Source organism: Micromonospora sp. NPDC049900 (genome assembly GCF_044461025.1).
GTDB lineage: Bacteria > Actinomycetota > Actinomycetes > Mycobacteriales > Micromonosporaceae > Micromonospora.
The window spans coordinates 780,391-801,475 of record NZ_JBITKM010000001.1; the positions used below are offsets into that span (position 1 = coordinate 780,391).

The following is a 21,085-nucleotide window of genomic DNA, read 5'->3' on the forward strand; positions in this document are numbered from 1 at the left end:
AGCGCTCTCACACCCCGTCCCGCAGAGAGGGATGTCCCATGACACCTGCCCCGGCGGCACCCGCCGCCCTGCCCGCGCGACGCCGGCTGCGGCTCGCGCTGGCCCTGATCACCGCCACCGTCACCGGCGTCGCCGGGCTCGCCGCAACCGCCGACGCCGCCGTGCCGACGCCCCCGTCCGGATGGAGCCTGGTGTGGAGTGACGACTTCACCGGCTCCGCCGGCACCCTCCCGTCGTCCAGCAACTGGATCATCGACACCGGCACCAGCTACCCGGGCGGGCCGCCCAACTGGGGCACCGGCGAGATCCAGACGTACACCAACAGCACCGCGAACGTCAGCCACGACGGCGCCGGCAACCTGCGGATCACCCCGCTGCGCGACAGTTCCGGCCGCTGGACCTCGGCCCGGATCGAGACGGTACGCAGCAACTTCAAGGCCCCGAGCGGCGGCATCCTGGCCATCGAGGGCCGCATCCAGATGCCGAACGTCACCGGCGCCGCCGCCTCCGGATACTGGCCCGCGTTCTGGGCGCTCGGTTCGCCCTACCGGGGCAACTACCAGAACTGGCCCGGCATCGGCGAGTTCGACGTGATGGAGAACGTCAACGGGCTCAACACGGTCTGGGGCGTGCTGCACTGCGGCGTGGCGCCCGGCGGCCCGTGCGACGAGTTCAACGGCATCGGCGGCTCCCGCGCCTGCCCCGGCAGCACCTGCCAGTCGGCCTTCCACACCTACCGCTTCGAGTGGGACGCCTCGACCAGCCCCCAACAACTGCGTTGGTACGTCGACGGGCAGCTCTACCACAGCGTCAGCCAGTCCCGGGTCGGCGAGCCGTACTGGTCGCAGATGACCAGCCACGCGGGCTACTTCCTGCTGCTCAACGTCGCCATGGGCGGGGCCTTCCCGAACGGGGTGGCCGGCAGCACCACGCCGACCTCGGCCACCGTGCCGGGGCGTCCGATGCTCGTCGACTACGTGGCCGTCTACAGCCGGGGCGGCAGCACCCCGCCCACCACCACGCCGCCGACCACTCCGCCGCCGACCGGGGTGCGGGACGCGTACGGCACCATCCAGGCCGAGTCGTTCAACGCGCAGAACGGCGTGCTCGTCGAGGCGTGCTCCGAGGGTGGGCAGAACATCGCCGCGCTGCGCAACGGTGACTGGGTCCGCTTCGACAACGTCGACTTCGGCTCCACCCCGCCGCGCGACTTCGTGGCCCGGGTCGCCTCCGGCGCGGCGGCCGGGGTGAGCGGCCTGGTCGAGGTGCGGATCGGCAGCCCGACGAGTACGCCGATCGGCAGTTTCGCCATCGCCAACACCGGCGGGTGGCAGAGCTGGCGCTCGGTGCCCGGCAACGTCACCTCGGTGACCGGCCGGCAGACCGTCTACCTGACGTTCAGCAGCGGCCAGCCGAACGACTTCGTCAACGTCAACTGGTTCCAGTTCCGTCGCTGAGCGCGCGCTGCCGATGTAAGGAGGGGTCCCCTGCTAACGCCTCGTGCATAGCAGGGGACCCCTCCTTACGTCCGGGTCGGGGAGGTGCGCATCCGTGCCGGTCAGGTCTGGACAGAAATAGTTAACAGTCTTAATAATGAGCGCCAGGTCGATGCCCATGGATTTCCGTCCGGTCTGGAGGCTCACATGAAACGGTCCAGAACCCTGGTGCTCACAGTGGTCGGCGCACTGGCCGCCGCGCTCGGCGCGGTCTGGCTGGCGCCCGCCGCGTACGCCGCCGGAGTCACCGCCAGCTTCGTCAAGACGTCCGACTGGGGCACCGGTTGGGAGGCGAAGTACACCATCACCAACGGGAGCAGCAGCACGGTCAACGGCTGGAGCCTCGCCTTCGACCTGCCCAGCGGCACCACGCTCGGCAGCTACTGGGACGCGCTGCTGACCTCCAGCGGCCAGCGCCACACGTTCACCAACCGCTCCTGGAACGGCACCATCGCCCCCGGCGCGTCGGTCTCCTTCGGCTTCCTCGGCAACGGTTCCGGCGTACCCGCGAACTGTCGGCTCAACGGCGTGGCCTGCGCCGGCGGCACCACCCCGACCACGCCGCCGCCGACCACCCCGCCCCCGACGACGCCGCCGCCCACCACACCACCGCCCACCACACCACCTCCGACGACCCCGCCGCCGACCAGCCCGCCGCCGGTCACCGGCCTGCCGAAGCACATCCTCACCGGGTACTGGCACAACTTCGACAACCCGGCCGTCGAGCTGCGGCTGCGGGACGTGCCCACCGAGTACGACCTGGTCGCGGTCGCCTTCGCCGACGCCACCACCACGCCTGGCGCGGTCTCCTTCGCCATCGACCCGGGCCTGTCCGCCTCGCTCGGCGGCTACACCGACGCCGACTTCTCCGCCGACGTGCGCACCCTCCAGAGCCGGGGCAAGAAGGTGATCATCTCGGTTGGCGGCGAGACCGGCCGGGTCGCGGTGAACGACGCGGCGTCCGCGGTGGCCTTCGCCGACAGTGTGTACGCGTTGATCCAGCGCTACGGCTTCGACGGCGTCGACGTCGACCTGGAGAACGGCCTCAACCCGACCTACATGGCGCAGGCGCTGCGCTCCCTGCGGGCGAAGGTGGGCAGTCGACTGATCATCGCGATGGCACCGCAGACCATCGACATGCAGAACCCCACCACCAGCTACTTCAAACTGGCGCTGGACATCAAGGACATCCTGACCGTGGTGAACACCCAGTTCTACAACTCCGGGGCGATGCTCGGCTGCGACAACAACGCCGCGTACGCCCAGGGCACGGTCAACTTCATCGTCGCGCTGGCCTGCATCCAGTTGGAGGCGGGACTACGGCCCGACCAGGTAGGGCTCGGCCTGCCGGCCGGTGCCGGGGCGGCCGGTGGCGGCATCGTCGCGCCCAGCGTGGTCAACGCCGCGATGGACTGTCTGACCCGGGGCACCAACTGCGGCAGCTTCCGTCCGCCGCGTACCTACCCGGGCCTGCGTGGCGCGATGACCTGGTCGATCAACTGGGACGTCACCCACAACAACTCCTTCGCCCGCACCGTCGCCCCCCACCTCCGCACCCTCCCCTGACCCCCTGACCCCCCGCCCCCGCCCCGCCCGCCCCGCCCGCCCCGCCCCGCCCTGTCCGCCTGCCCGCGTCCGCCCGTCTGCGTCGATCATGGAGTTGTGGTCTCGACAAATGCTGCATAAATGGTCAAAGCGAGCGCCACAACTCCATGATCGCCGGGCCGAGCAGGCCGAGCAGGCCGAGCAGGCCGAGCAGGCCGGGCGGGCCGGGCGGGCCGAGCAGGCCGAGCGGGGCGGGGCGGGGCGGGGGATGGACAAGCGGGGGGGGCGGGGAGGGGCGGGGTCAGCGGGAGGCGGGGGTGTGGGGGCGGGGACGGGAGCGGCGGCGCTTCTTCTTGATCGCCCAGGAGGCGATCATGAGGATGAAGACGGCGATGATGCCGTAGTCGAACCAGGAGCTGTAGCGGTCGATCTCGTGCCACTGCGAGCCGAGCACGTACCCGAGCCCGATGAACAGCCCGTTCCAGATGCCACTGCCCAGCGTGGTCAGCGTGACGAACTCGACCAGCGGCATCCGGTTGGCACCGGCCGGTATCGACACCAGGCTGCGGACCACCGGTGCCATCCGGCCGAAGAAGACCGCCCACCGGCCGTACCGCTCGAACCAGCGGTCGGCCTTCTCCAGATCCTCCAGGTCGACCAGGGGTAGCCGGTCGAGCCAGCGCTTGAGCCGCTCCTCGCCCAGCGCGGCACCGAGCCAGTAGAGCACCAGCGCGCCGAGCAGCGAGCCGGCGGTGGCCGCGACGGTCACCACGAACACGTTGAAGCGGCCCTCGCCGGCCAGGTATCCGGCCATCGCCAGCACGATCTCGCTGGGGATCGGCGGGATGATGCTCTCCAGGGCGACCAGCAGCGCCACGCCCACCGCGCCGCCCGCCTCGATCACGCTGGCCACCCAGCCGGTCAGCCCGCCGAGCTGGCTCGGGTCGACGTCCTGGGCGACTGCCATCCGGTGCCTCCGCGAGGATCGGCGTAAAGGATGGCTCCTACCCGCCCGAAGCCACTGTTACTCCTCGGGGTGCAGGGCGGCGTCGGCCGGGCCGAGCCGCCAGTCGGTGAACCGGACGGTCAGACCGTCCCGGCTGGGGGAGCAGCAGTACGGTCCGGCGGAGGCGTCGGCGTCGGGCGCGAGCGGCGCGAGCCGGACCAGCCGCCACTGCTCGCCGGCCACCCGGGCGCGCACGGTCAGCGCGTCGCCGGTGCGGCTGACGCGTACCGTCACCTCCTGGCCCACCCACTCGGGCACCGGGGCGACCGACCAGTCGGAGAAGTCCCGGGTGACCACGGCACCGACCTGCGGGTGGCCGTCGCTGACCTCCACTCCGGCTTTGACCCAGGTGCGGTCGTCGACCCACACGAGTACGCCGGCCTGGTCGAACTGTTCGGTGTAGTCGAGCGCGAAGTCCACCTCCATCGCGCTGCCCACCGGGAAGGGCGTGAGCAGCGCCGGAGCGTCGTCGTGCACGAACCCGTAGCTGGTGTGCCGCCACAGGTCGCTGCCCGCTGCCGGTGCGATGCTCAGGACGCCGGCCGGCTCCACGGCCGTACGTGCCGGCTGCCCGTGCCAGACCCCGCTGGACCACTCGATGTTCCGCATGACCGCACGGTACCGAGCGCTCGCCCCCGCTGGGGCCTCGCCGCGACGTGGGCGGGTTTGCCGGACGGGTGGTACGGAGAAGGTTCCCGGGCATGTCTGACAGGTGGTACTCGGAGGCGGTCGTGTACTGCCTCGACATCGACACGTACGCGGACTCCGACGCCGACGGGGTCGGTGACATCCGGGGTCTGATCGGCCGGCTGGACTACCTGGCCCGGCTGGGCGTGACCTGCCTCTGGTTGCACCCCATCCACCCGTCGCCCAACGGTGACGACGGGTACGACGTGACCGACTTCTACAACGTCGACCCGCGCTTCGGCACCCTCGGCGACTTCGCCGAGCTGCTGCACCAGGCCGGCAACCGGGGCATCCGGGTGATCATCGACCTGGTGGTCAACCACACCTCGGACCAGCATCCGTGGTTCGTCTCCGCCCGGTCGTCGCCGGACTCGCCGTACCGCGACTGGTATCTCTGGTCCGACGAGGAGCCCGCGGACCGGCACCAGGGCATGGTGTTCCCCGGCGAGCAGCACGAGACCTGGACCTACGACCGGACCGCCAAGTCCTGGTACTACCACCGCTTCTACAAGTTCCAGCCGGACCTCAACACCAGGAACCCCCAGGTACGCGACGAGATCAAGAAGATCATGTCGTTCTGGCTCCAACTCGGGGTGGCCGGGTTCCGGATGGACGCGGTGCCGTTCATCATCGAGCGCACCGAGCCCGGCGACCCGAACCCGGAGCTGGACTTCGAGTTCCTCACCGAGCTGCGCCAGCACGTGCAGTGGCGGCGGGGCGACGCGGTCCTGCTGGCCGAGGCGAACGTCGAGCCGGACCAACTGCCCGCGTTCTTCGGTGACCGCGGCGGTTCGGCGAACCGGGTGCACATGCTCTTCGACTTCATGCTGAACGGGCGGCTGATGCTGGCCCTGGCGAGGCAGGACCCGGAGCCGGTGATCGAGGCGCTGCGCGACACCCCGGCCCTGCCCGAGGGCGGCCAGTGGGCCACCTTCCTACGCAACCACGACGAGATCGACCTGTCCCGGCTGACCGCCGAACAACGCAACCAGGTGTACGCGCAGTTCGGCCCGGACGAGAACATGCGGATCTACGACCGGGGCATCCGTCGCCGGCTGGCACCGATGCTGGGCAACGACCGGCGGCGCATCGAGCTGGCGTACTCGCTCCAGTTCTCGCTGCGCGGCACGCCGGTGCTGCGGTACGGCGAGGAGATCGGCATGGGGGAGGACCTGGCGCTGCCGGGGCGGGAGGCGATCCGTACCCCCATGCAGTGGTCCTACGAGCGAAATGCCGGCTTCTCCCGGGCGGAGCCGGAGAAGCTGGTGCGCCCGGTCATCGACAAGGGTGACTTCGGGTACGAGAAGGTCAACGTCACCCTGCAACGGCGGGACCGCAACTCGTTGCTCGGCTGGTTCGAGCGGATGATCCGTACCCTGCGCGAGGCTCCGGAGATCGGCTTCGGCTCGACCACCCACATCGACGTACCGATGCCTGCGGGGGTGTTGGCGCACCGGGCCGACGGACCGACCGGCACGATGGTCTTCCTGCACAACCTGGGCACCGACGACGCCGAGGTCGACCTCAGCCTGCTGGAGTCGGAGGCGGAACTGCCGATCGACGTGCTCGCCGACCGCAACTACGACGACGTGGGCAAGCTGGACAAGCTCAAGATCGCCGGGTACGGGTACCGGTGGATCCGGCTCTGTCGAACCTGGTCCGTCTAGCTTCCGCGCACGCACGTCCCCGGCCGTCGCAGGTCGGCCGGGGACTCCGGCGGGCCGGAGGTGGGCGGAAGGTGGGTTAGGCTCCTGCCGTCGAGCGAGGTTACCGGGAGGTAGGCATGTCGGAGGGTCAGCGGGTCGCGATCGTGACCGGGGCGGCGCGGGGGATCGGCGCGGCCACCGCCAGGCGGTTGGCCGCCGACGGGCTGGCCGTCGCGGTGGTCGACATCGAGGAGTCGGCGACCGCCGAGACGGTGGACGCGATCACGTCGGCCGGTGGCCGGGCGCTCGGCGTCGGCGCGGACGTGTCGGACCGGGCGCAGGTGGAGGCCGCCGTGGAGCGGGTCGCCACCGAACTCGGCGCACCGACCGTGCTGGTCAACAACGCCGGAGTGCTGCGGGACAACCTGCTGTTCAAGATGACCGACGCCGACTGGGACACGGTCATGGGCGTACACCTGCGGGGGGCGTTCCTGGTCAGCCAGGCCGCGCAGAAGCACATGGTCGAGGCCAAGTGGGGTCGGATCGTCAACCTCTCCAGCACGTCCGCGCTCGGTAACCGGGGGCAGGCCAACTACGCCGCGGCGAAGGCCGGGATGCAGGGGTTCACCAAGACCCTCGCCATCGAGCTGGGGCCGTTCGGGGTGACCGTCAACGCGGTGGCGCCCGGCTTCATCGTCACCGACATGACCGCCGCCACCGCCGCCCGGATGAAGATCGACTTCGAGGCGATGCAGAAGCACGCCGAGGGGGAGATCCCGGTACGCCGGGTCGGGCGACCGGAGGACGTGGCGCACACCATCTCGTTCCTGGCCAGCGAGGGGGCGTCCTTCGTCTCCGGCCAGGTGATCTACGTCGCGGGCGGTCCGCGCGACTGACCCGGGTCCAGGGACCGTCCGGGCCCCTTCCTGCGCACCGCCCAGGTGTAAGGAAGGGGCCCTTCCTATACACCAGGCGTTAGCAGGGGACCCTTCCTTACACCCAAGCCCTTCCTTACACCTGAGCCCTTCCCTGCGCCGCAGCCGTCCGGGGGCGGGTGGACCAGAGCCAGGCCAGGCCGAGGACGGGCAGCACCAGCGGGATGTAGCCGTACCCGCTGCCGAAGCCGGACCACACCGTCTCGTCCGGGAACAGGTCGGGGCGGCCCAGACTGAACGCGCCCACCCCGACCACGCCGACCAGCTCGACGAGGCAGCAGGCCAGGGCGACCCGGCGGCCCGCGTGCCCGGCCCGGGCCAGCCCCACCGCCGCCACGATGTAGACCACCGCGGCCAGCGCCGAGAGCAGGTAGGCCAGCGGTGCCTCGTCGAAGCGGGTGATGATCTGAAGGCTGGCGCGACTGGTGGCGGCGATCGCGAACAGCAGGTACACCGCGATCAACAGGCGGCCGGGACCGGCGTTGGTCCGGCTCGCCCCGGCGGTCCGCGTCTCAGCCACCGAGCACCTCCCAGGTCTGCTGGAGCCGCACCACGACCACCGGCGTCACCAGGCAGACCGCGCAGACGATCGCCGAGCCCCAACGGGTCGGCTCCATCCGGGCCAGCACCGCGGCCAGCGGCGGCAGGCAGACCAGCGTCACCAGGTAGCCGAAGAACGCCCCCGGCTCGCCGGGCTGCTCGCCACCGGCGAGGGCCATCCCGGCCAGCACCGCCAACGCGAGCAGCGCCAACTCCAGTACGGCCAGACCGATCATCTGTACCCGGTCCGGCTCGCGGTGGCGCAGCGTGGCCACCAGCGCCCACGCGGCGACCAGCAGCGACAGCACGATGGCGACGGTCGCCGGGACGCCGTCGACCGGGGACCCGGCGACGGGCGCGGCGGTCACCGGGTCCGTCCGGTGCTCGTTCCGATCACCGGCCCACTCTACTAACCCCCGTAGTACAGACGGCGGGGCGGCAGGCCGGAGCGGCCGGGAGACTAGCGTGGACCACGCTGCGGGTCGGCCGCAGCCAGGCGAGACGGCGGAGGTACCGGTCATGCGGTTCGGGTTGTTCGGCACCGGCCACTGGGCGGCGCAGACGCACGCGGCGGCGCTCGACGCGCACCCGAGGGCGGAACTGGTCGGCGTCTGGGGACGCAACCGGGATCGCGCCGCCGCGCTGGCCACCCGGTACGACGTACCGGCCTTCACCGAGGTCGAGGCGTTGATCGAGGCGTGTGAGGCGGTGGCGGTGGCGCTGCCCCCGGACGTACAGGCCGACATCGCCACCCGGGCCGCCACCGCCGGCCGTCACCTACTGCTGGACAAGCCGCTGGCGTTGACCGTCGCCGACGCCGACCGGGTGGTCGAGGCCGCCGCCGCCTCCGGGGTGGCCTCGGTGGTCTTCTTCACCGGCCGGTACCAACCGGAGGTCGCCGGCTTCATCACCGCCGTCGCGGCGGCCGGTGGCTGGCACACCGCCAGTGTGGTCCGGTACGCCTCGATCTTCCAGCCCAGCAGCCCGTACGCCCAGTCGCCCTGGCGGCGCGAGCGCGGCGCGCTCTGGGACATCGGCCCGCACGCGCTGGCCGTCCTGCTGCCGGTGCTGGGTCGGGTGAGTCGGGTGACGGCCGTGGACGGGCCCGGTGACCTGGTGCACCTGCTGCTCACCCACGACGGTGGAGCCACCAGCACGGTGTCGCTGACGCTGGACGCCCCGCCCGAGGCGGTGGCGGCGGAGTTCACCCTCTACGGCGAGAGCGGCGTCGAGCGGCTGCCGAACCCGAGCGGTTCCTCGGCGACCGCCTTCGGCGTGGCCGTCGACCAACTGCTGGCCGAGGTGGACGGCGGTACCCGGGACCACCGGTGCGACGTCCGCTTCGGCCGCGAGGTGGTCGCCGTGCTGGCCGCCGCCGAGACCGCCCGGAGCCGCGCCGCCACCGTCGACCTCCCCGCCTGACCCGCCTCCGGCGCTGACGTCGAGTCAGGTCGCCGCGCGCAGCGCCTCGCCGAGTTCGGCCGGGGAGCCGAAATGTTCCACCGGCAGCGCCCGGACCGCCTCCAACTGCTCGGTGCTGGCGCCGTTCTCCTGGCACCAGCGGATCAGGTCCTCGCGGGAGACGGGAAAGTCCAGCCCCGCGATCTGCTCCGGCAGGAAGGCGCCGCTGTCGGTCATGTCCTTCGACCTACCCGCCCGAGGTGCCCGGCACACCCCCGGGTTTGCTGCCGGGGGTGCCGGGTAGCCGCAGGCATGCTGGTACAGCGGCTCGGCGCGCCGAGCGACCTCGACCCGTTGCTGGAGCGAGTCCGGGACGTCCGGGTGGTGATGATCGGCGAGGCGACGCACGGTACCCACGACTACTACCGCATCCGGGAACAGCTCACCCGGCGGTTGATCGCCGAGTGCGGGTTCAGTTTCGTCGCGGTGGAGGGCGACTGGCCGGACTGCGACCGGGTGAACCGTTCGGTGACCGCTGCGCCGGGTGGTGCCACCGAGCCGCAGACCGCGCTGGAACGCTTCGAGCGCTGGCCCACGTGGATGTGGTCCAACGCCGAGGTGGCCCGGTTCTGCCGCTGGCTGCGGGCCTGGAACCTGGAGCGTCCCGAGGCGTCCCGGGCCGGTTTCCACGGTCTGGACGTGTACAGCCTCTGGGAGTCGATGCAGGCGATCTTCGACTACGTCGGCGAGGAGGATCCGGCGTCGCTGGAGGCGGCCCAGGACGCGTACCGGTGCTTCGAGCCGTACGGCAAGCGAATCGAGGAGTACGGCCTGGCGAGCCGTTTCGTCTCCGCCCGCTGCGAGGAGGAGGTGGTACGGCTGCTGGCGCGTACCCGGGAACACGCCGCCACGGACGGGCCGGGCGCCTTCTCGGCCTGGCAGAACGCGGAGGTGGTGGCCGGCGCGGAGCGGTACTACCGGGAGATGGTGGCCGGTGGGCCGGGTTCGTGGAACATCCGGGACGGCCACATGGCCGACACCCTGGACCGGCTGCTGGACCGCTACGGGCCGGGCGCCCGGGGCGTCGTCTGGGCGCACAACACGCACATCGGTGACGCGCGGGCCACCGACATGGCCACCGACGGGATGCTCAACATCGGCCAGGTGGCCCGGGAACGGTACGGACCGGACGGGGTGGTCCTGATCGGCTTCGGCAGCTATCGCGGCACGGTGACGGCGGCCCCGCGCTGGGGCTCCCCGGCGGAGGCGATGCTGGTGCCGCCGGCTCGCCCCGGCTCGTTGGAACGCCGCCTGCACGAGCTGATGCCGGACCGGGCGGTGCTGGTCTTCGGTGGCCCGGACCAGCCGGGCTGGGTCACCGACACGCTCGACCACCGGGCGATCGGCGTGGTGTACGACCCGTCGTTCGAGTCGTGGGGCAACTACGTGCCGACCCGGCTCGGGGACCGGTACGACGCCTTCGTCTGGTGCGACGAGACCACCGCCCTGCATCCGCTGCCCGCGCTGGTCACACCGGGCGAGATGGAAACCTACCCGGCCGGCGTCTGAACACGCGCGCGCGCTGCGTGCGCGCTGCGCTGCGCTGCGGTGTGCGCTCGCTGTGGGCGGGGCGCTGGATGTTAGGAAGGGTCCCCTGCTATGCATGAGGCGTTAGCAGGGGACCCTTCCTTTCACGCAATCCGTCAGGTGCGGACGTGCACCTTGCCGTCGAGTTCGGCGCGCAGCTTCTCGCCCTCGATGTCGACGTTGGGCAGCAGCCGGTCCAGCCAGCGCGGCAGCCACCAGGCCACCTTGCCGAGCAGCGACATGACCGCCGGGACGATGGTCATCCGGACCACGAAGGCGTCGATGGCCACACCGATCGCCAGCGCGAAGCCCATCGACTTGATGACCGGGTCGTCGAGGAAGACGAAGCCGCCGAAGACCGCCGTCATGATCAGCGCGGCGGCGGTGACCACCCGGGCACCGTGCCCCATCCCGTTGATGGTGGCCTGCTGCGCGGTGTCACCGTGGACGAAGTCCTCCCGCATCCGGGAGACCAGGAAGACCTCGTAGTCCATGGCCAGGCCGAACAGGATGCCGATCAGCAGGATCGGCAGGAAGCTGATCAGCGGGCTCGGGGTGTCCAGGCCGACCAGGTCCGCCAGGTGCCCCTGCTGGAACACCGCGACGGTGAGACCGAAGGTGGCCGCCACGGTGAGCAGGAAGCCCAGTGCCGCCTTGACCGGCACCAGCACCGACCGGAACACCAGCATCAGCAGCAGGATCGACAGGCCGACCACCAGGCCCAGGTAGACCGGCATGGCGTCGGAGAGCTTGTCCGAGATGTCGATGCCGATCGCGGTCACGCCGGTCAGCAGCACGTCGGCGCCCTGGACGCCGTCGACCGCCGTACGGATGTCGTGCACCATCGTCTCGGTGGCCGGGTCGGTCGGGCCGGTCTGCGGGATCACGCCGAGCAGCGCGGTTCGGCCGTCCGGGCTGAGCTGCGGCGGAGCCACGGCCAGCACGTTCTCGGTGTTCTGCACCAGGTTGGCCACCTGCGGCACGGCGGCGGCGGTGGCCTGCGCGTCGTCACCGGCCACGACCACCGCGAGTCGGCCGGTGAAGCCCGGCCCGAAGCCCTCGGTGATCAGGTCGTTGGCGACCCGGGGAGCCGAGCCCGCCGGTGCGGTGCCGGCGTCGGGCAGGGCGAGGCGCATGTCCGGGGCGGGCAGCGCGAGCAGGCCGAGCCCGATCACGCCGGCCAGGATCACCGGGATCCGGAAGCGGGTGAGGAACGCCGCCCAGCGGAACCCGAACGTCGACCGGTCCTCGCCGGTGACGGTGGCCGCGTCGGGGCCGACGCCGTCCTCGGTCGCCTCCGACGGGCGCTGGTCGCCGTCGGCGGCCTGCGGTGCGGTGGTCCGCAGCTTGCGGGGCAGCACCCGGCGACCGGCGAACCCGAGCAGGGCCGGTTGCAGGGTGATCGCCACCAGCACCGCCACGGTCACCGTGCCGGCCGCGGCCAGACCCATCACGGTCAGGAACGGGATGTTCACCACCGACAGCCCGGCGAGGGCGATGACCACGGTGGCTCCGGCGAAGACCACGGCGGATCCGGCGGTGCCGACCGCTCGACCGATCGCCTCGTCGGCGGGTAGCCCCTCGACGAGGTTCTGCCGGTAGCGGGAGGTGATGAACAGCGAGTAGTCGATGCCGACGGCGAGGCCGAGCATCAGCGCGAGGATCGGCGCGGTGCTGGTCAGCTCCACCACGCTGCTGAGCGTGAAGAGGCCGGCCATGCCGACGCCCACACCGATCAGCGCGTTGAGCATGGTCATCCCGGCCGCCACCAGCGAACCGAACGTGATCACCAGGACGGCCAGGGCGACCGCGACACCGATCGCCTCGGTCGAGCCCACCTCGGGCTCGGCGTTGAGCACCTCACCGCCGGGGGCGACCTGCCAGCCCTGGGCTTCGGCCTGGGTGCCGATCTCCTCGTACGCCTCGCGCTGCTCGTCGGTGATCGCGTCGGAGCCGTCGCCGAACTGCACCTGGATCAGGGCGTACCGGCCGTCCGGCGACACGGCGCCGACCTGGAACGGGTCGACGGCGGCGAGGACGCCGGGGACCGCCGCGGCCTCCTGGGTGATCGACTGGACCACCGCCTGGCCTTCGGGTGTGCCGAGCTGTCCCTCTCCGGGCGCCTTGACGGCGATCGTGCCGGTCGCGCCGGACGCCGCCGGGAACTGCTCGGCGAGCAGGTCGAGAGCGCGCTGCGACTCGGTCCCGGGCATGGTGAAGTTGCTGGCCGTCGGGCCGCGCAGGGTCGCTGCGGCCAGGCCGAGCCCGACGAGTACGACGAGCCAGATCGCGGCCACGAGCCGCCGTCGGCGCATCGAACCCCGGCCAAGCCGGTAGAGCAGGGTCGCCATGAGGTCCTTTCCCTCGGTCAGTGAATGGTGGAACGGGTCAGTGCACGGGCTCCAACGCCCGTCGCAGCAGCGCGAGCAGGGCGGCCCGTAGGTCCTCGTCGGACACCTCGGCGAACTGTCCGCAGGTCTCCGCGATGCCGGCGAGCAGCACCAGTGCGCAGATCCGGGCCGAGTCCCGGGACGACCGTCCGGCCAGGGCGGCGATGAGCCGCTCGGAGATCTCGTGGATGTGCGCGAAGTCGGGTTGTTGCAGCAGTTCCGGGAACTCGCCGCGGAGCAGGGCGATCTCGCTGCGGAACCGGACCGCCAGGTCGACGAAGCCCTCGGTGGCGACCTGCTGGGCGCGGGCGGGGTCGTCCTGCGCGGTGATCCGGTCGTCCAGCGCCTGCAACACCTCGATCGCGGGCGCCATCAGCTCGGTGAGGATCGCCTCCTTGTTGGCGAAGTGGTAGAGCACTGCCGCCTTGGAGCAGCCGACCTCCCGCGCGATGTCCTGCAACGAGGTGCCCCGGTAGCCGGTGGCGGCGAACCGCCGCGTGGCGGCGGCCAGGATCTCGTCGTGGGTCTGCTGGGTCGGGCGGGCCATGCCAGCCAGCATGCCTGACCGATCGGTCAGAGGCTGACCGATCGGTCAGATCAGTGGTCTTCGCCACAACCAGCCGGGACTGATCGGCTATCGGGCCCTGCGCCGTGCCGAGCGTCACCTGCCGGTGGCGGAGCCGGAAGCCGCGTCACGGCGGGCGGATCGGCGTGACTCCGGCCACGTTCCAGCGTGCCCTGTCGAGCTGAGAGCGTGGGCGGATCGGCGTGGTTCGGTTGACCGTGTGCCGCTACGGGGCGATGGTGAGCGGATGAGTCGGGCGGACGAGACCCGGGACGGCGTGGCGCTGACCAACCTCGATCAGGCGCTCTTCGACGGATCCGGCGCGATCAAGCGGGACCTGGTCGACTACCTGGACGCGGTCGCCGACCGACTCGTCCCGCACCTGCGCGGACGGCCGCTGTCAGTGGTCCGGGTACGCCCCGGCCAACCGCCGTTCATGCAGAAGAACCTGCCCCGCTACACCCCGGACTGGGTACGCCGGGTGCCGGTCTGGGCCGAGGCGTCCCACCGGGAGATCGCGTACGCGCTCTGCGACGACCGCCGTACCCTGCTCTGGTTCGCCAACCAGCGCGCGGTGGAGTACCACCCGACGCTGGCGGTAGCTGACGACCTGAGCCGTCCCACGCACCTGGTGCTCGACCTCGATCCGCCCTCCGACGGCGGCTTCGGTGCCGGGGTGGCCGCCGCGCTGCTGGTCCGCCAGGCCCTCGCCGACGCCGGGCTGGCCGGTGCGGTGAAGACCAGCGGTGCCAAGGGCGTACACGTCTTCGTGCCGATCGCGGCCGGTCCGGACGCCGAGGAGTTGGCCGCCGCCACCCGGGCGCTCGCGGCCCGCGCGGAACGCCTCGATCCGGCGCTGGCCACCACCGCCTTCATCCGGGAGGACCGGGCAGGCAAGGTATTCGTGGACCCCACCCGGTCCGGCGGCGCGACCGTCGTCTCCGTCTACAGCCCCCGGCTGCGGCCCGGCGTGCCGGTCTCGTTCCCGGTGCCCTGGGCCGACCTGGAGTCGGTGGCCCCGGCCGACTTCACCATCCGCACGGTGCCCGGTCTGCTCGCGGACCGGGATCCGTGGGCCGCGGAGATGCCGCCGCCGCAGCGGCTTCCGGCCGACCTGGTGGAGGAGGGCCGGACCATCCCCGTCCCCCGGGTGCAGGCCATGCACGAGGGGCGTCGCCGGGCCCGCGCCCGCCGCGCCGAGGGCGGTTGAGGGCGGGGCCGCGCTGCGGTCTGGTAGGTGCCGACACGACGCCGGGCCGGACCGTGATGGCGGTCCGGCCCGGCGTCGCGTCGGGGCGTCAGATCATCCAGCGGTGCCGCTGCACGAAGGGCAGGCGGGCCCAGATCCGACCCAGACCCCAGGTGTGTCCGGCGTACGCGGCGGCGAGGGCGATCAGCGCCACGGCGTAGATCAGGTGGTAGTCGACGAGCGGGTTGGTCGAGCCGGTCGGGTCGCCTCCGGCGGTGAACCGGGCGAGCGGGAACTCGGCCAGCCACATCAGCGCCATCATTACCGTGCCCGAGGCGGCGGCGATCCGCAGCCCGACGCCGGCCACGAGGGCGACGCCGATGGCGGCCAGGCCGACCATGAACAGCACGTCGGCCCACCAGGTGCCGGCGATGGTGTGGGCGATCGACCGCAACGGGCCCACCTCCACGTTGGCGAGGAAGCCCCGGGTGGGGGAGCCGCCGTTGATCCAGGCCCGCTCGGCCGGGGTGGCGTACCCGAGGCCGAAGGTCTTGTCGAGGAAGGCCCAGAGGAAGACCAGGCCGGTGGCGACCCGCAGTACGGCCAGCGCCCGCGCGGCGGTGGTGGTCAGCATGGCGCCGGGCATCTCCGCGTGCTCAAGCGGCCGTTCGATCGATCGGTGAGTGCCGTGGTGGATGGTCATCGTCGCCTCCGCTGTCAGCTTCCTACGAGACCACCATCCCGCGCGCCGGTGGTCCGGCACCTGGGCCGGAACACCTGAGCCGGGCAGGACCAAGGTCCCGTCCCGGACGGGACCGTCGGCGACCGGCCCGTACCCGTACCGTCCGCCCGACGCCTGGTCCGCCCGGCGCGGGCTGCCCGGTCTCGGCCAGCCCGGTCTCGGCCAGCCCGGTCTCGGTCAGCCCTTGATGGTCCAGCGTTGCTTGGTGACCCACTCGGCGCCCGGTGCCACGGCCAGCTCGCGCCACTCGATGACCAGGAAGTCGGCACCCGGCCGCCGGACCGGTTGGGCCAGTTCCAGGACGGCGAAGTGGTTCGGCTGGTTGTGCTCCAGCTCGTGCTGGCTGACCCCGGTGCTGCCGCAGCCGGAGACGATCAGCGGGCGGGGTGTGACGCTGGAGTCGTTCTGCGGGATCCGCACCAGGGTCTCGCGAAGCTGCGGCTTGTGCTTGTGCCCGTGCAGCAGCAGCGAGAAGCCGAGCCGTTCCAGGCGCTGCTCCACCAGCCCGGCGTCGCGGACCGTGGACAGGTCCAGCACGACCGCGTTACCCCGTCGCGGCTCCAGCGGTTCGGGGAAGGGGTGCAGGTGGTGGTGCATGACCGCGACCCGTACGTTCTCCGGCGGCTCCTGCTCCAGCAGTTCCTTGACGATGTCGAGCTGACGCTTGCCGATGTAGCCGTAATGGTTCTGGTCGTCCTCGAAGATGCAGGAGTTCAACCCGACGACGGTCATCGTCCGGTCGGTACGTCGATAGACGATCTCCCTCGCCTCCGGCCGGGTGCCCGAGGTCCGCAGGTCCCACTTGACGCGGGGAAAGACCTCGTGGAACAGGTCCTCGCCATAGAACTGGTGCGCGAAGGTGAGGTAGTTGTCGAACCGGTTGGCCCGGTTCGACTTCGTCTGGAGCCAGTCGATGTCGTGGTTGCCGGGCACCAGCACCACCTGACTGCGGTCCATCCCGGTGTTCTCGCACAGCTCCGTCAGGAACTGCCGGACCAGGTCGAACTCGTCCTGCCGACCGGTGTAGGTGGAGTCGCCGGAGACCACCAGCACGGCGTCCGAGGCGGCGCAGCCGGAGCGTCTGAGGGCGGCGTGGAACTCCCGGGTCAGCTCGACGCTGAGCCGGTCGGAGTTCTCGGTGTCGGCGAACCGGTGCACGTCGATGAGGCTGTCGCCCTCGGTGATCGATCCGAAGTGGACGTCGGAGATGTGGAAGATCATCCGACGGGGGAACTCCGGGTCGGTCGCCGGGGTGCCCCGCTCGTCCACGGTCGTCGACGCCCGGTCCTTGGCCCCGTCGACCAGCCAGCGCGCGAAACCGTCCGCGTCGTGCAACGGCAGGCCGTTGGCGTCCAGCATCAGGATCTGGTCGGCGGTCGACTCCAAGTGGAGCCGTTCGGCACCGTACCGGACCGCCGCCCTGCCGAAGCGACGGGCCGCCTCCACGTCGCCCAGCACGAAGTGGGCCTCGGCGCGGACCAGGTTCGCCCAGGAATCGGTCTCCTGACCCGGGCGGGAGTCGATCTCGTCGAGCAACTGCCGGTACCGGGCGAGCGCCGGTTCGGGGTTGCCCGGATCGGCGATCGCCATCATGCCGGCGCAGGCCACCGCCAGGTACAACGAGGTGGGGGAGAGGGTGGCGCCCTGCTGGTAGAGGCGCAGCGCCTCGGCGTACCGGCCCTGGCGTTTGAGGGCGCCGCCGAGCATGCCGAGCGTCTCCGGATCCGACGGGTTCAGCTCGTACGCCCGGTTCAGCGCCACCTCGGCCGCGTCGAGCCGGGTCAGCTTGCGCAGGTAGAAGCCGCGCTGCCGGTGCACCTCCCAGTCGCCGTCGGCTTCCGGGAAGGCGGCGTCGAGCACCTGGACCGCGCTGGAGTAGTCGCCCTCAGCGGCCAACCGGTTGCTCAACGACAGCAACGCCCCGGTCGGCAGGTCACCCGACTGCCGCGCCCAGTGCCAGACGGCGAGCAACTGCTCGATGTTCCGACTCCGCTCGATCTTGTGGTGCAGTTCCTGCTCGAAGGCGACCCGATCGGTACGCGGATGGAAGTTCAACCCGAGGTCGCTCAGTGCGTCCCGGACCGGATTGTGGACGTGCGGGCTGTCCGAGATGAGTGCCTCGCGGTACGCGAACCGGAACCGCGGATCCTGGTCGAACTGTGGACTGTAGAACAACACCCGCTGGCTCTTGAGGTCGAACGGCAACTCGGTGCCGTGCACCGCGACAAGAATCGTCTTGCCCGGCGAGATCGCCTGCCGCACGCCCAACTCGTAGTAGACGCTGCCGTTCGGCGAGCTGATGTCGGCGACCACCACGTCGGCGGCCTGGAGATGCCGGAACGCCTGGTTGACGATGGTGCCCGGCTCGGTGATCTCGTCGGCGCGGAACACCGACCAGCCGGCGTCCTGGGCCACTGGGCGCAGGATCCCGTGATAGAAACGGTCGAAGTCGTGCATCAGGCCGGAGGGCAGCCGTTTCAGCCCGAACGGCATGATGACGAAGAGCTTCTTGGCACCCGAGATGTTCGACATCGACGTTCCGATCGGCTGGTCAGGTGTGGCTCTCGAAGAGGCCCTTGCCGTTGACCCGGACCAGGGCCGCCAACTCGCTGAAATCAGCGTATTCGTAGACCCGGATCCGGGGTATGTCCGGATGATTGGAGTTGGCCGCTCCACGGAGGAGGAACGGCAGCGCAGCCGAGGTGTGTCTGAAATAGATGGATGGCTTGCCCAGGGCGATCGCCACCCCGGCCTCCACCAGCGAACTCGACGGATTCGACAGCGGCAGCACCAGCAGGAAGTGCCGGCTGCGCGCCAGCGCCCGCAACTCGTCCCGGAAGCCCAGGTCGACGGCGGGGAAGTCGGTGATCTCGGGACGGTCCCGGCCGGCGAAGTAGCAACTCAGCCCGGCACGCTGCTCGATCTCCCGGATCAGCACCATGATCTGTCGGCGGTGGACCGGGTACTCCGACGCCGGCAGCGAGGCCATCGGCGTCGAGACGAAGACGTCGAACTCCGGCCCGTCCCCGCTCAGCGAGCGGCGGCGTACCGTGGCGCTCACCGCGACCGTCGCGCCGGTGACGGCCACCCCGGCGAGGAACGACACCAGTGCGACCGCGACCGCACCGCCCTGCCCGGCGAGCAGCGGCACCGCGCCCTGCACGACCGCCACCACCACCGTGGCCGAGGCCGCGATCGCCGCACCGCCGTAGGACGCCTTCTCGGTTGCCGAGATCCGCGACCAGCGTACGTTCACCCGGGGCACCGGCAGCCCTTCCGCAGAGTGGCGAGGTGCTCACAGCATAGTGTCGGCCCGCACCCCCGTACCGACCGCCGATCGGGGGTCAGACCGGCCCGCGACGGAGCGGTCCGACGCCGGTCGGTCGGCAGCCGACCCGGACCTGCCGACCGCGAGCCGTGTCGGCGCGGGTCCACGAAGACCCGTGCACACGACGAAGGCCGCCGACCGTGTTCGTGGTCAGCGGCCTTGCGCGTAGGTCGTTTCTGGTGCCCCCGGCAGGATTCGAACCTGCGCCCCCGCCTCCGGAGGGCGGTGCTCTATCCCCTGAGCTACGGGGGCTCAGCGACTGGTGAAGACTAGCAAACCCGCCCCCTGATCGCCGAACCGGCACCCCGACACCACCCCGACCCACCCGTCACCCCCGCCCGCACCCCGCTCCCGCCCGGCCTGTCTCCGTTGATCAAGAAGTTTTGGCGCTCGCCGGGATGCTCCGGAGGCCAAAACTTCTTGATCAACGCGGGGAGGGGGTGGGTGGGTGGGATGGGGTGGGTTAGGCGGCTTGGGCTCGGCCGCAGCTGGGGAGGGGGTGCGGCACTATGCGGCGGGGGAGGCGGCGGGGCCACTCGTTGCGGGCCCAGGAGCCGTCCACGATCAGGTGCACGGTGCGCTGCTCGGTGCCGCTGAGGCGGAGCACGAAGTCCCGGGGGAGTGCCGGGTCCACCGACGGAGTGGTGACCATGAACCGCACCCGGCCGCGCGAGGAGACCGCCGAGATCACGTCGGCTGCCGGCATGGTGCCGACGAGTCGTACCCGGCCGAGCCAGTAGACCTCGGCGAGGTGTTCCTGGGCGGCCCGGGTGATGGCCGGGTACTCGCTGCGTACCCACCGCTCGACCGCGCCGACGCAGAGCCCGCAGGCGCGCTCGCGCGGCTCGCGTGGGCCCAACCCCCAGGCCCGCAGGTACGCCCCGACGACCCCGGCGTCCAGGGTCAGCCCGAACTGTTGCTCGATCAGGGTGTGCAGACTCTGGCGAGTCCACAGCTCCTCGTCCAGGCCGAACTCGTCGGGATGGACGCCCCGCAGGGTGTCGATCAGTTCCAGTTCCTGTTCGCGGCTGAGCGCTCCCGACTCGCTCTGCCGCTGTCCGCGACGGACGGCTGCCACCGCCCCGTCACCGCCGATGGTGTGGCGCCGGCACCAACTGGTGACCGAGCGCCGTGCGTCTCTGAGTGCAACCCCCACGTCCTGCGCAACGAGCCCGAATCCCAACTGGTCACGATATGTGGGGAGAAAGGTTGTCAAGCTCAGTAATTAGTTCATAACGTGCAAAACGTGCGAATCGGGCATGTGGTGGTGTCTCGGTGGGTGGTCTGCGTACGGGCGAGGGGCCCGGCCGGTGTGTTCGGCGGGCCCCTCGGGGTGGAACGTCGTCGCGGCGGTCGTGAACCGTCCCGGTCTCAGCCGGCGGCCTCCTGGAGCTTCCGGAGCTCGTTGATCTCCTTCTGCTGCGCCTGCTTCATGGCCTCGGCCATCCGGACCACCTCGGCGCGGTCGGACGTCTTGAGCAGCCCGTCGACCATGTGGATGCCGCCCAGGTGGTGCTTGATGATCAGGTCCATGAAGAGGCGGTCGACCTCGGCGCCCTGGGCCTCGTGGAGCTGGGTGATCTGCTCCCGGGTGGCCATGCCGGGCATCAGCCCGTTCGCGTCCACCCGTACGCCGTCCGGCATCCACTCCATCGCCGGGCGGGTGCCGGTGGGCAGCAGGTCCCACTCCTGCAACCAGCGCTGCATGTGACCGATCTGCGCCTGCTGGGTCAGCGCCATGTCGTACCCCATCTGCCGGATCGCCGGATCCTGGCCCTTGGCGTACGCGATCATGGCCATCTCGACCGCCTGCGCGTGGTGCCGGGACATGTCCCGGGCGAAGCCGGCCTCGGCCGACTCCTCGCCCGGGGTACGCCCGGCGGCCAGCGTGGCGGCCGTCCAGCCGACGGCGAGCAGCATCAGCGCGGTCACGGCCAGCGTCAGGTAACGCAGCGTCCGGGAGGCCGGACGGGGCGCTGCCCCGCCCGTCTGCTCGGTCACCGGTGGGTCCTGCACGGCGGTCGGCAT

The 21,085-nt window shown here is 71.2% G+C and carries 19 protein-coding genes and 1 tRNA gene; 7 read left to right on the forward strand and 13 right to left on the reverse strand.

What is annotated here, in order from left to right; genetic code table 11:
* Window positions 1–38: 38 nt before the first annotated feature.
* Window positions 39–1,457 (forward strand): carbohydrate-binding protein, encoded by a 1,419-nt coding sequence (locus tag ACIBMZ_RS03655; RefSeq protein ID WP_396690655.1) that lies wholly within the window; start codon window positions 39–41, stop codon window positions 1,455–1,457.
* Window positions 1,458–1,643: 186 nt separating this feature from the next.
* The gene (locus ACIBMZ_RS03660; RefSeq protein WP_396690657.1) at window positions 1,644–3,062 is read left to right on the forward strand and encodes a chitinase; all 1,419 of its coding nucleotides are present in this window, start codon (window positions 1,644–1,646) and stop codon (window positions 3,060–3,062) included.
* 280 nt (window positions 3,063–3,342) lie between these two features.
* On the opposite strand, the gene ACIBMZ_RS03665 is transcribed toward ACIBMZ_RS03660, so the two are convergent.
* Complete coding sequence (locus ACIBMZ_RS03665; protein ID WP_396690659.1) at window positions 3,343–4,008, reverse strand: DedA family protein; 666 nt, start codon at window positions 4,006–4,008, stop codon at window positions 3,343–3,345.
* A gap of 57 nt (window positions 4,009–4,065) precedes the next feature.
* Complete coding sequence (locus tag ACIBMZ_RS03670) at window positions 4,066–4,656, reverse strand: DUF1349 domain-containing protein (RefSeq protein WP_396690661.1); 591 nt, start codon at window positions 4,654–4,656, stop codon at window positions 4,066–4,068.
* A gap of 92 nt (window positions 4,657–4,748) precedes the next feature.
* Between ACIBMZ_RS03670 and ACIBMZ_RS03675 the strand changes: the two genes are divergently transcribed.
* Both ACIBMZ_RS03675 and fabG read left to right on the forward strand, forming a co-directional pair.
* The gene (locus ACIBMZ_RS03675; RefSeq protein WP_396690663.1) at window positions 4,749–6,401 is read left to right on the forward strand and encodes an alpha-amylase family protein; all 1,653 of its coding nucleotides are present in this window, start codon (window positions 4,749–4,751) and stop codon (window positions 6,399–6,401) included.
* 116 nt (window positions 6,402–6,517) lie between these two features.
* Entirely contained in the window at window positions 6,518–7,276 is a 759-nt protein-coding gene (fabG, locus tag ACIBMZ_RS03680) for a 3-oxoacyl-ACP reductase FabG (protein ID WP_396690665.1), read from the forward strand.
* Between the two features lie 115 nt (window positions 7,277–7,391).
* Here fabG and ACIBMZ_RS03685 read toward each other — a convergent pair whose 3' ends face one another.
* A complete protein-coding gene (locus ACIBMZ_RS03685; RefSeq protein ID WP_396690667.1) occupies window positions 7,392–7,835 on the reverse strand; it encodes a hypothetical protein in 444 nt (147 codons plus the stop codon).
* Complete coding sequence (locus tag ACIBMZ_RS03690) at window positions 7,828–8,223, reverse strand: hypothetical protein (protein ID WP_396690669.1); 396 nt, start codon at window positions 8,221–8,223, stop codon at window positions 7,828–7,830. Before ACIBMZ_RS03690 ends, ACIBMZ_RS03685 begins: the two co-directional genes overlap by 8 nt.
* Before the next feature lie 151 nt (window positions 8,224–8,374).
* Between ACIBMZ_RS03690 and ACIBMZ_RS03695 the strand changes: the two genes are divergently transcribed.
* Window positions 8,375–9,277 carry a Gfo/Idh/MocA family protein gene (locus tag ACIBMZ_RS03695; RefSeq protein WP_396690671.1) on the forward strand — a complete coding sequence of 301 codons (903 nt, stop codon included), beginning with the start codon at window positions 8,375–8,377 and terminating at the stop codon, window positions 9,275–9,277.
* Window positions 9,278–9,301: 24 nt separating this feature from the next.
* Here ACIBMZ_RS03695 and ACIBMZ_RS03700 read toward each other — a convergent pair whose 3' ends face one another.
* Window positions 9,302–9,493 carry a DUF2795 domain-containing protein gene (locus ACIBMZ_RS03700; RefSeq protein ID WP_396690673.1) on the reverse strand — a complete coding sequence of 64 codons (192 nt, stop codon included), beginning with the start codon at window positions 9,491–9,493 and terminating at the stop codon, window positions 9,302–9,304.
* Window positions 9,494–9,568: 75 nt separating this feature from the next.
* Between ACIBMZ_RS03700 and ACIBMZ_RS03705 the strand changes: the two genes are divergently transcribed.
* Window positions 9,569–10,825 carry an erythromycin esterase family protein gene (locus tag ACIBMZ_RS03705; protein WP_396690675.1) on the forward strand — a complete coding sequence of 419 codons (1,257 nt, stop codon included), beginning with the start codon at window positions 9,569–9,571 and terminating at the stop codon, window positions 10,823–10,825.
* A gap of 134 nt (window positions 10,826–10,959) precedes the next feature.
* Here ACIBMZ_RS03705 and ACIBMZ_RS03710 read toward each other — a convergent pair whose 3' ends face one another.
* Both ACIBMZ_RS03710 and ACIBMZ_RS03715 read right to left on the reverse strand, forming a co-directional pair.
* A complete protein-coding gene (locus ACIBMZ_RS03710) occupies window positions 10,960–13,194 on the reverse strand; it encodes an MMPL family transporter (protein ID WP_396690676.1) in 2,235 nt (744 codons plus the stop codon).
* Between the two features lie 37 nt (window positions 13,195–13,231).
* Window positions 13,232–13,780, reverse strand: a complete 549-nt coding sequence (locus ACIBMZ_RS03715) for a TetR/AcrR family transcriptional regulator (RefSeq protein WP_396690678.1) — start codon at window positions 13,778–13,780, stop codon at window positions 13,232–13,234.
* A 265-nt stretch (window positions 13,781–14,045) separates the two neighbouring features.
* On the opposite strand from ACIBMZ_RS03715, the gene ACIBMZ_RS03720 reads away from it, so the two are divergent.
* Window positions 14,046–15,008, forward strand: coding sequence for a DNA polymerase domain-containing protein (locus tag ACIBMZ_RS03720; protein ID WP_396690680.1), 963 nt, complete (start codon window positions 14,046–14,048; stop codon window positions 15,006–15,008).
* 88 nt (window positions 15,009–15,096) lie between these two features.
* On the opposite strand, the gene ACIBMZ_RS03725 is transcribed toward ACIBMZ_RS03720, so the two are convergent.
* The 6 genes from ACIBMZ_RS03725 to ACIBMZ_RS03750 all read right to left on the reverse strand — a co-directional run bounded on the left by ACIBMZ_RS03725 (window position 15,097) and on the right by ACIBMZ_RS03750 (window position 21,085).
* Complete coding sequence (locus ACIBMZ_RS03725) at window positions 15,097–15,690, reverse strand: hypothetical protein (protein ID WP_396690682.1); 594 nt, start codon at window positions 15,688–15,690, stop codon at window positions 15,097–15,099.
* A 216-nt stretch (window positions 15,691–15,906) separates the two neighbouring features.
* Complete coding sequence (locus ACIBMZ_RS03730; protein WP_396690684.1) at window positions 15,907–18,261, reverse strand: metallophosphoesterase; 2,355 nt, start codon at window positions 18,259–18,261, stop codon at window positions 15,907–15,909.
* A 19-nt stretch (window positions 18,262–18,280) separates the two neighbouring features.
* The gene (locus ACIBMZ_RS03735) at window positions 18,281–18,985 is read right to left on the reverse strand and encodes a hypothetical protein (RefSeq protein ID WP_396690686.1); all 705 of its coding nucleotides are present in this window, start codon (window positions 18,983–18,985) and stop codon (window positions 18,281–18,283) included.
* A 249-nt stretch (window positions 18,986–19,234) separates the two neighbouring features.
* Window positions 19,235–19,309: transfer RNA gene (locus ACIBMZ_RS03740), tRNA-Arg, on the reverse strand.
* Window positions 19,310–19,520: 211 nt separating this feature from the next.
* The gene (locus tag ACIBMZ_RS03745; RefSeq protein ID WP_396690688.1) at window positions 19,521–20,213 is read right to left on the reverse strand and encodes a winged helix-turn-helix domain-containing protein; all 693 of its coding nucleotides are present in this window, start codon (window positions 20,211–20,213) and stop codon (window positions 19,521–19,523) included.
* A 215-nt stretch (window positions 20,214–20,428) separates the two neighbouring features.
* Entirely contained in the window at window positions 20,429–21,085 is a 657-nt protein-coding gene (locus ACIBMZ_RS03750; protein ID WP_396690690.1) for a DUF305 domain-containing protein, read from the reverse strand.

Bases quoted from the DNA above. Each gene is read 5' to 3' on its own strand.
- ACIBMZ_RS03655 (WP_396690655.1), top strand. From the start codon at position 39: ATGACACCTGCCCCGGCGGCACCCGCCGCCCTGCCCGCGCGACGCCGG.
- ACIBMZ_RS03660 (WP_396690657.1), top strand. From the start codon at position 1,644: ATGAAACGGTCCAGAACCCTGGTGCTCACAGTGGTCGGCGCACTGGCC.
- ACIBMZ_RS03665 (WP_396690659.1), bottom strand. From the start codon at position 4,008: ATGGCAGTCGCCCAGGACGTCGACCCGAGCCAGCTCGGCGGGCTGACC.
- ACIBMZ_RS03670 (WP_396690661.1), bottom strand. From the start codon at position 4,656: ATGCGGAACATCGAGTGGTCCAGCGGGGTCTGGCACGGGCAGCCGGCA.
- ACIBMZ_RS03675 (WP_396690663.1), top strand. From the start codon at position 4,749: ATGTCTGACAGGTGGTACTCGGAGGCGGTCGTGTACTGCCTCGACATC.
- fabG (WP_396690665.1), top strand. From the start codon at position 6,518: ATGTCGGAGGGTCAGCGGGTCGCGATCGTGACCGGGGCGGCGCGGGGG.
- ACIBMZ_RS03695 (WP_396690671.1), top strand. From the start codon at position 8,375: ATGCGGTTCGGGTTGTTCGGCACCGGCCACTGGGCGGCGCAGACGCAC.
- ACIBMZ_RS03700 (WP_396690673.1), bottom strand. From the start codon at position 9,493: ATGACCGACAGCGGCGCCTTCCTGCCGGAGCAGATCGCGGGGCTGGAC.
- ACIBMZ_RS03705 (WP_396690675.1), top strand. From the start codon at position 9,569: ATGCTGGTACAGCGGCTCGGCGCGCCGAGCGACCTCGACCCGTTGCTG.
- ACIBMZ_RS03710 (WP_396690676.1), bottom strand. From the start codon at position 13,194: ATGGCGACCCTGCTCTACCGGCTTGGCCGGGGTTCGATGCGCCGACGG.
- ACIBMZ_RS03715 (WP_396690678.1), bottom strand. From the start codon at position 13,780: ATGGCCCGCCCGACCCAGCAGACCCACGACGAGATCCTGGCCGCCGCC.
- ACIBMZ_RS03720 (WP_396690680.1), top strand. From the start codon at position 14,046: ATGAGTCGGGCGGACGAGACCCGGGACGGCGTGGCGCTGACCAACCTC.
- ACIBMZ_RS03725 (WP_396690682.1), bottom strand. From the start codon at position 15,690: ATGACCATCCACCACGGCACTCACCGATCGATCGAACGGCCGCTTGAG.
- ACIBMZ_RS03730 (WP_396690684.1), bottom strand. From the start codon at position 18,261: ATGTCGAACATCTCGGGTGCCAAGAAGCTCTTCGTCATCATGCCGTTC.
- ACIBMZ_RS03750 (WP_396690690.1), bottom strand. From the start codon at position 21,085: ATGCCGACCGCCGTGCAGGACCCACCGGTGACCGAGCAGACGGGCGGG.